Source organism: Paenibacillus favisporus (assembly GCF_040545415.1).
Classification (GTDB): domain Bacteria; phylum Bacillota; class Bacilli; order Paenibacillales; family Paenibacillaceae; genus Paenibacillus_AQ; species Paenibacillus_AQ favisporus.
Genome location: NZ_JBEPLV010000002.1, coordinates 969,496 through 982,515, shown reverse-complemented (window position 1 = coordinate 982,515; position 13,020 = coordinate 969,496). Strand labels below are relative to the sequence as shown.

Here is a 13,020-nt window from a genome sequence, read left to right as displayed (position 1 = left end):
AACTGGGGGAACTTCTATGACTACACCACCTAAAAACCCAGCGGCATCAGGAAAAAAAGACCAGTTTTCATCCGCAGGCTTTATCCTGGCCGCCATCGGGAGCTCTGTGGGTCTCGGGAATATGTGGAAATTTCCGTACATCACCGGACAAAACGGCGGCGCAGCCTTCTTTCTGCTCTTTATTGTGTGCTTGATCGTCATTGGTTTACCTGTTTTGCTCGCTGAGCTTGCCATCGGACGCGCGGGCAGAGGCAGTGCGGCCACTTCGTTTGTGAAAGCGGGCGGCAGCAAAGTGTTCGGCCGTCTCGGCCTGCTGCAGGTTATCGCGCCTTTTCTGATTCTGACCTTCTACGTCATCGTCGCGGGTTGGACGCTGCATTACGCCGTGCAGTCTTTCAGCGGACACCTGTACAGCAATCCGGATTTCAAAGGACAGTTCAATTCGTTTATCGGCGGCTATATGCCGATCGTATGGCAAGCTGTCGCCATCCTGATTACCGGCTTTGTCGTGGTCAAAGGGATTTCCGGCGGCATCGAAAAGTTTAACAAAGTGCTGATCCCGGGATTGATCATCCTGCTCATCGTCCTGATGATCCGTGCCGTATCCCTGCCTGGCGCGGGTGAAGGCGTATCGTTTTTCTTGAATCCAGACTTCTCCAAGCTGACCCCGGAATCGGCACTAGTCGCTTTGGGACATGCCTTTTTCTCCCTTTCGTTGGGAATGGGCATCCTGCTTACGTATGGTGCTTATGTGGACAAGCGCCAGTCTCTGGGGTCCGCCACAATCGCCATCGGCGTTGGTGACCTGATCTATGCGTTCGTTGCCGGGCTGATCATTTTCCCGACGACCGCTTCGTTCGGTATCGAGCCCGACTCCGGGCCAAGTCTGGTGTTCATCGCCCTGCCGGCCGCGTTCTCGGCCATGCCGTTTGGTGCGTTCTTCGGGGGTCTGTTCTTCGTCCTGCTGGCAATCGCCGCTTTGACGTCGGCGGTATCGCTGCTGGAAGTGCCGGTAACGTACCTGATGGACCGCTGGAAATGGGGCCGTACGAAATCGGTGGTCATCATCAGCGTGCTCGTGCTGCTGATCGGTCTTCCGTCCGCGCTGTCCTTCGGCATCGTGCCGGGTCTGTCGGAAATGGGCAGCAAAAATTTCTTTGACTGGCTCGACTTCATTACGTCCAACATCTTGCTGCCGGTCGGCGGGCTGATCACCACCATTTTCGCCGGGTACTTCTGGAAAGGCGCTGCCGAAGCGGCCGGCCTCAAATCGGGATGGTTCCGGGTATGGCTGTTCATGCTCCGCTATGTGGCGCCGATTCTGGTGCTGCTCGTACTGCTCGACACAACGGGCATTCTGAAGCTGAAATAACGACGAAACTATAACAAAAGCAATCTCCGGGGCTGTTCACAACAGCGCTGTGGAGATTGCTTTTTTATGTTATTCCAACGCGAACCACGGCTGCCGGGACGGCCCGTCATACATCAGCCTGACCTGCCCGGGGTGCCTGCCTTCCTCATCGAACAGAAGCAGCTCGTTTTCTTCCCGCAGCCAATCCGTTGGAACTTTGTAATCCTCCTGGGGACCGATCTGCCAGAAGCGTCCCAGATCATGCCCGTTTAGTACAATAAGCCCCTTGCTCATGCCCGTTAACCGCAGCTTCAAGCGAATGCTGTATCCGCTTGGCCACAATGGCCGGCGGAATCGCCACCGGTACCAAACCGGCCCTCCTGCCGTCCCCGTTTCCGCGGCTGCATCGACCGCCTTCCAGGCACCCGGTCCAAGCAAGCCGGCGCCGGCCATGGACCAGTCCTCCAAGCGTTCCGCATTCCGGAACATGATCAGTTCCAAACGGTTTAGTGGAGAAGACACATAAGGCATCTCGATCACATTGACTTCCCCCGGCTTTAAATACCTGGAGATGTCGACGGTACAAAACGCGAACCAGTCATGGTAACCTTCCAGCTCAACCGGAGTACCATTGATGCGCAGCCCTTGGCTGACCGCGCCGGCGATGATGGCCCGATCCATGGCGCCGGGCTCGAATTCCTTCCGCACCAGGGGGGCGCCGGACGGATGGCTCACTTCGTCCAGGTGGACAGCTGCCCCGTCTTTGCCGCGCCAATCCCGGCGAAGGTCCAATACGCGGCCGCCCCGATACACCGGGCCGGTGAGCCCTTTGGTTTCGCCAAGATAAGGCGAGAAGTTTAACCGTCCCATGTGCTGCACCAGAATCTGCAGCCGGTTGGACCCTTGGACCGTCTTCAACGGGACGGCCGCAGCCCCGACCTGGCGAACGAGCGCCTGCTCCTCCCCGTTGTTGTACACCCGCGCCGTGTCCTGAAGGTCCGGCAGGATCAGGCAGTCTTCGCCCGCCTGTTCACTGTCAAAATCGCAGGCATACAACAGGTAGCCGTAGTCCTGCCCAAACCGTCCAAAATCCAGCGGATCCCCCGTAAGGACAGCGCCCTCCTCTGCCACCACCGTCTGCAGCTCAATCGGCGAACTCTCCCATACAGCAGCAGGGAGCTGGGGCAGACCGGACCCGGACGGCTCCCGCATCTGGAGCTCACCGGCGGTGACACAGCGCTCGCCACCGGCCCAATGCCCCAGCAGCAGCACGCTGCTTTCCGGATCGGCTGCGGTGCCTTGAACCCGGCCGTCCTTGCCAACATCGATATCGTCAAGGCCGACGGCATAACGAACACCTTCGCCGGAACGCCCCTCGATCCGCCACGTCCGGTCGAGAACATCGCCGGTCAGCACAACAAAGCGGATGCTTTGTTCCCCCGCCGAGATGCGGATGATGCCAGGCTCTTCGAAATGGCACATATCGAGCCGCAGCCCTCTGCCGTCGGCAGTGCTTTCGCTCAGGGCGTTAGCACCGTTATCCGTGATGGCGACGGGTTCGGCCGCCTCAATCACGACACAGGAGCGCTGGCCCCGGTCCGCCGCAACGAACAAGGTCAGCTCCTTCCCTACGATTTCGTTTCCTATGATGAGAGAACCCGACGTGAGATGAATCGCCTCGCCAATCGGGATCCGGTCCAGCACTGGGGCGATTTCTCCAGGATGGACAGAAACCGGGACAGTGACGCCTCCTTCCAGCGTCATATGTACCGTTTCCCGCTCTTCCTGATGGCTTTCCACAAACCACATGTTCCCCTTGCTGGAACCCCGTCCCCGGACCAAATACCCGCCGGGATGCCGCGGAAACGTAACCTCCTGCTCCGTCAATGCTTCGGCCTGCAGCAGAAATGCGCGGAAGGCGTGCAAAAAGTAAGATAGCTTTTTGACCGAGGCATACTTCTCCGTGATTCTGCCGTACTCATTCAGCGGGGCATCATAGTCGTACGAAGTAACCATATAAATATCGCTGGCACCTACCGTTCTTCCGCCATATCCGCCGAAGTTGGTTCCGCCGAAAAACATGTAATGGCTGATTCCCGTAAAGCCGGCGCGGACAATTTCCATTATCCGCTTTTCGAGCAGCGGAGCGGTTTTCTGCGTGGCCGACGGCCCGCCCCAATGCTCGAACCAGCCTGTCCAGAACTCCGTCACCAGCTTCGGTGTATCGGGCTGCTTTGCCCGCAGTTCCGCATAATGCCGGTCCGCTCCCGACCAGAAATTGGCTCCCTCGACCGTGCCTTCCGTCCCGCCCACGCAGGTGATCAGCGGCACGTCTATGCCCCGTTTGAGCAGGCCATTTCGCAAATACTGCATGTGTGCCCTGCCCTGCTCATCGTCCGCCAAGTAGCCGTATTCATTCTCCACCTGCACCAGAATTACCGTTCCGCTGCGGCTGATCTGACGGTCCCGGATGACCGGTACGATGCGGTCGAAGTACAGGTCGGTGTAGTGCAAATAGGTTTCGTTAACCTGGCGGAACCTTATCCCTTCCTTCGTGCCGAGCCACCACGGATATCCGCCGAAGTCCCATTCGGCGCAAATAAAAGGACCCGGCCGTGCAATGACCCACAGTCCAAGCTCGGCGCACAGGTCCAAAAATGCCCCGCAGTCGCGGTCGCCCGCAAAATCCCATACCCCTTCCTGCGGCTCATGCACATTCCAGGCGAAATACGTATCGATACAGTTCATGCCGGCGAGCTTTGCCTTCATCAGCACCTCCCGCCATTCGCTGCGGGGCATGCGGAAATAATGCACGGACGCGCTGTTTACAAATATCCTCTCCCCGTTCAGCATAAAGCTGCGCCGGTCATACACCAGCTCCGGCGCAGCCGCTTTGCGCCGCGGATCGGTCAACCATGCGGTCGATTGTTCTGCCACCATAAACCCCTTCTTTCTTCTAGCTTCTCTTCTATAGATGCTGTCACTGTTCTGACGCTAGCCGGGTTTCTTTTCGCATGATGAAGTCCCCCGGCATCCTCCGCGGCAATTCGTTCGGGCCGGAAATATCCGTTACGGGTTCAGCTTGGGTGAAACGCCGTCAATCACGACGGTGGTAACGGAGTTATCCGCTGCGGTGATTTCCAGACCGGCGGCTGATGTCTTCAGGTCATCAAGCCGCTCCAAATTGCTGTCCGCCGAGGTTTGGTATACTTCCGCCACCGCTGATGCCGGATAGGAGTATCCGCTCAAGTCAAATACTACTTTCTTCTCCGAAAGCTCGTTGCGGATGACAAGCACCAGCCTGCCGTGCTCAGCGTCGTAGGCGGCCAGCGTCCGGCCGTCGTCCGTCGGAATGACCGCTGCTCCCGGCCGGATAAACTTACTGAATTGGGCCATGCCATAATACTGTTTGGTCATCGCATACTGCTCTTTGCCGGTGAAGCCTGCATGGATAAATCCCCAGTTATTGCCCGCCCCTTCGTCCTCGACCGCCTGCCAGTACACCCAGGCTGCAGGCTTCATTACTTTCAAGTCGAACATGATGCGCTCCGCCAGCTCCTGCACCGAAGACATATCCTCATGGCTGTGCGGCTCGCTGCCCCCGGTCCCGTATTCGGACATCCATAGCGGTTTGCCCAGCTTGCCGGCAAGCTCCCGCAGCTCCTCCATCCGGCTCCCGTTATAGGAGTGGGTGTTGATCTGCGAGATGGCATCCAGCGTCTCCGGATCATAGGCCAGCAGATTTTCTACCGTTTCGTCGATGCTGTTGTCGTCGGCGGCGCTGACGCCGGTCCCGGTCAGCCCTTTGCTTGCCAGGGACGCCGCGACTTTGCGGATAAGCAGCGCCTGCTTGTCGGTTGTGAAATGGGCACCTTCCTGAATGTTCCCTTTTTTCCACCAGTTCGAAGATGGCTCGTTCAGCGGGTCGAGCGTCCGGAACGTAATGCCCCACTCGTCGCGGTACCTTTTCACCACTTCGGTCAAATAGTCCGCAAAGGCGTCGTACTGATCATCCTTCAGATTGTTGCCCCCGTCGACGGCTCCGGTCACCGATCCGCTGACCGTCATCCAGTAAGGCGGCGAATTGGAGAACGCCTCGGCGATCGTCACCCCGCGCTTCAGCGCTCCCTGCAGCACCGACCGCTGGTTGGCGTCGGCCTCCCAGTCCCACTGCCCCTTTTCCGGCTGAAAACCAGGCACGTCGCCCCCTGGGCGAAGCTCCTTCAATTCCGGATTCTCTCCGCCGCCGATGTTATAACGAACGATTGTGAGGCCAAGCCCCCGATCCGGATCGAAGAGCAGGTCCATCACCTCGTTTTCCTTCTGTTTGTCCTTCCAGCCGCCGAGCACGTTGGCCCACCAGGCCAGCGACGTTCCCCAGCCTTCAAAACCTTCGTATGCTTCCTCCGGCTTCAGATGCACCGGCTCGCTTTCAAACGCTGCCGGCTGCGTGCCGCCGATTTCCTTTGCCGACTTCATCAGCATGCCTCCTCCCGCGATGACCGCCAGCACCAGGCCGGCGGCTGCCAATCCTATCATTCGTTTTCTTTTCCAGCCGGGCTGTGGCACACGCCTTCCCCCTTACTTGATGCCGCTGCTGCCGCCGCTGATGTTAGCCTCGTACACGAACCGCTGGCCGAACAAGTACACCAGCACCATCGGAATCGTCAGAAACAGCGAGGCGACCATGACCAGGTTCCACGGCGGCATCTGCCCGCCGCCAACCGTCGTCAGCAGCTGCACGCCCAGCGCGAGCGGCATTTTTTCCGGATCGTTGATATAAATGAGCGGGCCCATGAAATTCCCCCAGTTCCAGGAGAACGAGAAAATGGCGATGGCCGCCAGGATCGGGTAGGTCAGCGGCATAATGATTTTCCAGTAGATGCCCGGATGGCCCATACCGTCGATCATCGCCGCTTCGTCCAGCGATTTGGGAATGCCCATCACGAACTGCCGGATCAGGAACACATTAAACGCCCCGGCGAAAAAGCTCGGTACGATCAGCGGATAGAACGTGTTAACCCAGCCCAGGTTGCGGAAAATGATAAACTGCGGGACCATCGTCACTTCGCCCGGAATCATCATCGTGCTCAGCAGCACCACGAACAGGAGTTTGCTGCCCTTCGCCTTGATCCGCGCAAAGCCGTAAGACACGACCGAGGCGGACAAGACCGAGCCGATGATCGTAATCACCGTAATGATAAGGGAGTTTTTCAGATACAGGCCCAGATTGTTATTGGAAAAGATCGTCACGAAGTTCGACCATTCGAACTCGGCCGGGACGAACGTAAAAGCCGATTTGACCGTCGTCTCGTCGCTCGCCAGCGCAATCGAGATCATGTACAGAAACGGAGAGGCCAGCAGCACGCCCACAACGATCAGAAAAACGTAGGCTATCGCTTTTTCTATATGGGATATCTTACTCATTGGCTTTCCCCTCCTCGTAATGCACCCACAGCGCCGATGAGCGGAAAACGAGCAGCGTCAGCGCCATGATCATAATGAACAGCACCCAGGCGATGGACGAAGCGTAGCCCATTTTGTAGAACTGAAAGGCGTTCTGGAACAGGTACGGCACCACCATCTGGCTTGAGTTGTCCGGTCCCCCGGCGGTCGTGATGAACACCTGGGCAAAGGTCTGCAGCGCCCCGATGATCCCGGTCACCAGGTTGAAGAAAATCACCGGCGTCAGCATGGGGAACGTAATGTGGAAAAAGGACTGCGTGCTGCGCGCCCCGTCGATCGCGGCCGCCTCGTACAGCTCCTGGGGCACTCCTTTCATGCCAGCCAGCAGCAGCACCACGCCGCCGCCCACGCCCCACAGCGACATCACGATCAGCGCGGGCTTGACCCAATGCGGGTCCAGCAGCCAGGCCGGACCGTGGATGCCGAAGATCGCCAGCCCCTTGTTGATCAACCCTTCGGTCGGCGCAAGCAGATGGATGAAGAGCAGCGAGCTCGCTACCACTGGCACGACGGACGGGAGATAGAACAAGATGCGGAAGAACGTAATGCCTTTCAGCTTTTTGTTGAGGTAATAAGCAATCCACAGCGAGATGGCCATCCCGACCGGTATCGAGATCAGCGCATAGAAGAAGGTGTTCCCTACCGATTTCCAGAACAGCGGATCGTCGGTCAGCAGCGTCTTGTAGTTGCCGAAACCGATAAAATGCGGCGACTGGAACAGGTCCCAATCCGTGAAGCTCATGTAAATGGAAAATAAAATCGGGCCCAGGGTAAGTCCGATGAACCCGATCAGCCATGGCGAAATGAACAGGTAAAACCATTTTCCTTCCCGTTTTCCCACGTCAAGCCCTCCTGTGATGAAGGGAGAAGGCTGCCCCGGCGGCTGCCGGAACTTGCCTGCTCCCCAGCTGTCTTTCTACTTGTAAATTTTCTCAAGGCCGCTCTGAATCGAGGTCACTGTGTCGTCCAGCGAAGCTTTGTTGTTAAAGTACACGCCAAGCTTGTCGTTAATGACCTTCATCATTTCGTTCCACTGCGGATTGAGAGGCTCCGCGTAAATTTTGGATTCGCTGAAGGCCGCCATGTTGATCTTCTTGCCGCCGTATTCGGCGTTCAGGAATTTGTCGCTGGACAGCCCAGCCTTCGTAGCCGGAGCATCCTGGCCTTTTTCGATCATCGGCATTTGCGCATCGAGCGTGGTCAGCGCCTCGATCACTTTGAAGGCTTCTTCCTTATGCTTGGATGCGTTCGTGATCGTAAAGCCGTTGAAGAAGGCGTTGGTCTCACCCCAGATCGGCGCGATATCCCAGTTGTTGCCCTGCACCTTGGCAAGCGAGCCGATGTTCCAGAAGCCGGTCGTTTCCATGGCGATTTTGCCTTGGGCGAACAGCGGATCTGCACCGATATTGCCCATGTCGGCGATCTCGGTCGGCGTCGGGCCGGCGCCATACTTGAAGGTCAGGTCATTCAGGAATTGCAGCGCCTTGCGTACCGGTTCGCTGTCAAAGGTCGGCTTGTTGTCGGCATCCAGCAGCGAGCCTCCATTCTGGTAAATCAGCTGCATCCACTGCGGCCACCAGGAACCTGGGTAGTAACCCCACTGCACGGTTTTGCCGTTTTCCTTGATGGTCAGCTTCTGGGCGGCGTTCAGGAGGTCTTCCTGCTTCCAATCCTTCGTTGGATAGGAGACACCGGCTTTATCGAACATGTCTTTGTTGTAAAAGAGAACCATGGCTCCTGCCCGGTCCGGCATGCCGTACTGCTTGCCGTCGTATTTCATCAGGTTCGCAATATCGTCTGTGTACCGCTCGGACATATTGACGTTGTTTTTCTGAATCAGCTCATCCAGCGGAATGATTTGATTCTTGGAGGCATAGGCCTGGTAGTTCTCCGCGATCATCATGATGTCCGGTGCGGTTCCGCCCGCAATCATCGTCTGGACCTTCTGGTCGTAATCCCCGGCCACGAGATTCAGTTTGACGTTAATGTCGGGATAGGTTTTCTTCACGATATCGAGGCGTTCCTGATAAATCTTCTTCTCATCCTCGGAGCCCCAGATCGTCATGGACAAATCGACCTTCTTGCCGCTTGTCCCAGCCCCGCCCTCCGCCGAAGTCCCGCTGTCCTTGCTTCCGCACGCGGTCAGACCGATCAGCATCGACAACACCAATAAAGAAATGATTCCAAAGCTTCTTCTTTTCACCCGTTACTCCCCCTCAAATAAAGTTCAACGACAACAGACGGAACAAATGACCACATTGAAACCCATTTCATGAAATGGGTTTCATAAAGCCTGAATAGAAAACCCGATCCAATTTAATGAAAGGGGTTTCATTCCTCGATCATTATATTCCAGCATTTCCCCGGATGTCAACGCTTTCTTTTTGAGGGCCATTCGCGAGCGTTACCGGCGGGCCGGCCCGGTGCTTTGTCTGATGATCAATTCCGGCTGAAGCGCTGTCTGCTTTTTGGTCTTACCTCCGCCTATGAGGTCATGAAGCAGATCGACCGCCAGCTTACCCAGCTGATACGTGTTTTGAGAGACGGTTGTCAGCTCCGGTATGACTGCGCTCGCCAGCGGCGTGTCGTCATATCCGACGATGGATATGTCGCCCGGGATGGACAGCCCGTGCTCAATCGTCGCCTTGATTGCTCCGATGGCTGTATAGTCGTTGACGCAAATGACCGCCGTCGGCGGATTTTGCTGTTCCAGCAGCCTGGCCATTTGCTCTTTTCCCGAATCGATGGAAAAGTCGCCAAGCAGCAGCCGCTCTTTCGGGATTTCCAGCCCGTGCTCCTTCAGCTTTTTCTGGATGGCCTTCACTTTGACCATGGTGGTAGCCATTTCCTTCAGCCCGCCTACAAAGGCGATTTCCCGGTGCCCGAGGTCAAGCAGATGCTGGGTAGCCAGGACGGCTCCAGCCGCTTCGTCGGTGTATATACGGTGCAAGCCGCTCTTGGCAATGTTTCCGTTCACGAGCACAATCGGCAGATGCTTGCCGGCTTCAATCAATTCCTGCGCCATCTCTTCAGGACAGTGCTGCAAATTGATCCTGCCGCCGAGAAAGATGATGCCGTCGACCCGCTTTTCCCGGAGAATCGTCAAATACTCGGATTCCCTGCTGTGATCCCCGCCGGTATTGCACAGGAAGAACGTATACCCTTTGTCCCGCGCCTCGTTCTCCGCTCCCCAGAACACTTCCGGAAAAAACGGGTTCGTGATGTCCGGCAGAATGATCGCAATCGTTCCGGTCTCTTTCTTGATCAAGCTGCGGGCAAGCGCGTTCGGCTGAAACTGATGCTTCTCGATGATCGCCATCACCTTTTCCCGTGTGCTGGCACGCACCGGCGCGGTATCGTTTAGCACCCGGGATACGGTGGATACCGATACGTTGGCTTCTTTAGCGATATCGTAAATGGTGATTGGTGTCATATGCGAAACCTTCCTCTTTCTGAAATAGTCAATGCGATATGGAATGAACTAAAGAAATGAATGATATTGCCCGTATTGGTCCGTTATAAAAGGGAAGCTCAATGCTTAACTTTAGTTCAACCTATGTAATCATAACAGATCCCTCACACCGATGAAACGGATTTCATCAACATCCCTGATCTCAGCCGCCAGGGCTCCCTGCAATGCAAAAAAGGCCGAATTTCCGAACATATCGGAAAAATCGGCCTTGATTTTAATCTTGAATGTCGTTATTGGTCCTTCTTGGACCCTTTATTCGCGGCAAGCCCAAAGCAGATTTACTTAGACCAGTTCGAGCACAGTCACCGACTTGGAAGGCAGCTCGACGACCAGGTGCGTCCCATCCGTCTTGAACGCATCGAACGGCTTCGGCGCGATCCGGTCGGGCTGTTCAAACGTGTTATGCGCATCCAGCTCCTCCGAGGTCAGCGTCGTTCCGGTCACCGTCAGCGATGCCGCCGAAATGCCGCGCAGGTCGATCGTTACGGTCGAAGCGCTCTCGTCGTTCAAATTGCACAGGCTGATATGGATTTTTCCTTCGGCGTCCCGCGAGGCGGTTCCCGTCACTTCCGGAATGGACCGGCCGAAGGCGCTGTATGTACCGCTCTCCAGATTCAGATCCAGCAGCTCCGCATCCTGATGCACTTTATACATATCGAACACATGGTACGTCGGGGTCAGGGCGATTTTTTCGCCTTCGGTCAAAATGACCGCCTGCAGCACGTTGATCGTCTGGGCGATGTTGGCCATCCGCACCCGGTTGCAGTGCTTGTGGAAAATGTTCAGTGTTAGTCCAGCCACGAGCGCGTCCCGCAGCGAGTTTTGCTGATACAGGAATCCCGGATTGGTTCCCGGTTCCACGTCATACCAGGTTCCCCATTCGTCGACGATCAGTCCGATCCGTTGATCAGGGTCATATTTGTCCATAATCGTGCTGTGCTTGGTAATGAGCTCATCCATAAACAGCGCCTTTTCCAGCGTGGTGAACCATTCTTCGCGGCTGAATCCGGTAGCCGGCCCCTTGTTCCCCCATGTTCCCGGGACGGTATAATAGTGCAGCGTAATGGAATCCATATACCGTGCAGCCTCGCGCATCAGCACGTCCATCCAGTTGTAATCGTCCGAGTTCGGGCCGCAGGCGATGCGGTGGATGCGGTTGTCCCCGTAGTTGCGGACATACGTCTGGTACTGGCGGTACAAATCCGCATAGTATTCCGGCCGCATGTTGCCGCCGCAGCCCCAGTTTTCATTGCCTACGCCAAAATAGGTGACCGACCAAGGCTGTTCGCGCCCGTTCTCTTCGCGCAGCTCTGCCATCGGCGATACGCCTCCGAAGGTCAGGTACTCCACCCATTCCGACATTTCCTGCACGGTACCGCTTCCAACATTGCCGTTAATATAAGGCTCACAGCCGATTTGGGCACATAATTCCATGAATTCATGCGTACCGAAGTGATTGTTCTCCACCACACCGCCCCAGTGGGTATTAATCATCCGTTTGCGGTTTTCCCGCGGTCCGATGCCGTCCTTCCAATGGTACTCGTCCGCAAAACAGCCGCCCGGCCAGCGCAGCACCGGTACCCGGATTTGCTTCAGCGCATCCACGACGTCATTGCGGATGCCGTTCGTGTTCGGAATCGGCGAATCCTCCCCGACCCAGATGCCTTCGTAAATGCACCGCCCCAAATGCTCCGAGAAGTGTCCGTAAATGTTTTTATTGATTTTGCCTTTAATCGTGTCCGCGTTTAATACGCTGCTCATCCAATAGCCTCCTCTTTCCCGGTTTTCTCCCACACAGTATAGTAGCTTGTACGTTCTGCCACAATGATTTATACTGGCCAAAAACTGACCTATCGTGCTTTTTATGGAGGAGGCATATATGATTCAATTAGTCAGCTGCGGGCACAACTTCGTTCACTCGGACGGGATCCGGATCGACCGCAGCAGCGGAGCCGGAAATTACGCTTTTGTCCTTTTTCGGAGCAAGGCGGAAGTGGTGATTGACGGCACGGCTTATACCGTGGATAACAATGCCTACATCTTGATGCAGCCCAGCACGCCTTACATGTACCGGGACTTGGAGAAGCCCTTCGTCAACGACTGGTTCCACTGCGAAGGAACGGAGCTAGGCGCATATCTGCAGCAGCTTCAGCTTCCGCTTGACCGTCCGGCCGAAGCGGCTTACCCGGCGTCCGTGTCCCGGGGCATCATGGAGCTTCAAAACGTGAACTGGCTGGGCGGGCCCCACCGTTTGGAAATTATCGACCTGGACCTGCGCAGCCTGCTGATGAAGCTCGCCAATTGGCGGCATCTGCCCCCTGCCCAGGGAAATGCCGGCCGGTATTTGCACCAGCTGTCGGAAATCCGCAGCGAGCTGTACCGTTCACCGCAGACGTCCTACTCCTTGGACGAGCTCGCAGCAAGCGTCAACCTGAGCAAATCTTATTTTCAGCATCTGTACAAGGATTTGTTCGGATGCTCCGTCTCGTCCGACATGATCAACAGCAGGCTGGAGTATGCGAAGTATTTGCTGGATAACAGCTCCCTCTCCATTGGCGGCATCGCCAAAATGTGCGGATACGAGAACGAAACCCACTTCATGCGGCAGTTCAAAAAATTCGTATCAGCCACTCCGAGCGGCTATCGGAAAAGAAAGTAGCGCACCTGCCTTGCGAGTTTACTCCCCTGATTCCATGGGAACAATAGCAGGAACAATAAGGAAAATGGGGCT

9 protein-coding genes are annotated in these 13,020 nt (G+C 56.3%); 2 read left to right on the top strand and 7 right to left on the bottom strand.

The genetic code is table 11. The features are described 5' to 3' along the window. Nucleotides 1–16: 16 nt before the first annotated feature. Nucleotides 17–1,372, top strand: a complete 1,356-nt coding sequence (locus ABID47_RS12425) for a sodium-dependent transporter (RefSeq protein ID WP_089546393.1) — start codon at nt 17–19, stop codon at nt 1,370–1,372. Between the two features lie 69 nt (nt 1,373–1,441). On the opposite strand, the gene ABID47_RS12420 is transcribed toward ABID47_RS12425, so the two are convergent. The 7 genes from ABID47_RS12420 to ABID47_RS12390 all read right to left on the bottom strand — a co-directional run bounded on the left by ABID47_RS12420 (nt 1,442) and on the right by ABID47_RS12390 (nt 12,050). Then, nucleotides 1,442–4,291, bottom strand: a complete 2,850-nt coding sequence (locus tag ABID47_RS12420; RefSeq protein WP_354497061.1) for a beta-galactosidase — start codon at nt 4,289–4,291, stop codon at nt 1,442–1,444. Nucleotides 4,292–4,420: 129 nt separating this feature from the next. Further along, nucleotides 4,421–5,920: a glycoside hydrolase family 30 protein gene (locus ABID47_RS12415; RefSeq protein WP_354497059.1), complete on the bottom strand. Its 1,500-nt coding sequence runs from the start codon at nt 5,918–5,920 to the stop codon at nt 4,421–4,423. 12 nt (nt 5,921–5,932) lie between these two features. Next, on the bottom strand, nt 5,933–6,778 hold the full coding sequence (locus ABID47_RS12410) for a carbohydrate ABC transporter permease (protein ID WP_251674288.1): 846 nt from the start codon (nt 6,776–6,778) through the stop codon (nt 5,933–5,935). Further along, nucleotides 6,771–7,658 (bottom strand): carbohydrate ABC transporter permease, encoded by an 888-nt coding sequence (locus tag ABID47_RS12405; RefSeq protein ID WP_089546390.1) that lies wholly within the window; start codon nt 7,656–7,658, stop codon nt 6,771–6,773. Before ABID47_RS12405 ends, ABID47_RS12410 begins: the two co-directional genes overlap by 8 nt. 75 nt (nt 7,659–7,733) lie before the next feature. After that, nucleotides 7,734–9,020 (bottom strand): ABC transporter substrate-binding protein, encoded by a 1,287-nt coding sequence (locus ABID47_RS12400; RefSeq protein ID WP_354497056.1) that lies wholly within the window; start codon nt 9,018–9,020, stop codon nt 7,734–7,736. 201 nt (nt 9,021–9,221) lie between these two features. Beyond that, a complete protein-coding gene (locus tag ABID47_RS12395; protein ID WP_116231404.1) occupies nt 9,222–10,250 on the bottom strand; it encodes a LacI family DNA-binding transcriptional regulator in 1,029 nt (342 codons plus the stop codon). 321 nt (nt 10,251–10,571) lie between these two features. Beyond that, complete coding sequence (locus ABID47_RS12390) at nt 10,572–12,050, bottom strand: alpha-N-arabinofuranosidase (RefSeq protein ID WP_354497053.1); 1,479 nt, start codon at nt 12,048–12,050, stop codon at nt 10,572–10,574. A 118-nt stretch (nt 12,051–12,168) separates the two neighbouring features. Here ABID47_RS12390 and ABID47_RS12385 point away from each other — a divergent pair, with 118 nt between their 5' ends. Next, a complete protein-coding gene (locus tag ABID47_RS12385) occupies nt 12,169–12,948 on the top strand; it encodes a helix-turn-helix domain-containing protein (RefSeq protein WP_116231406.1) in 780 nt (259 codons plus the stop codon). Nucleotides 12,949–13,020: the final 72 nt, after the last annotated feature.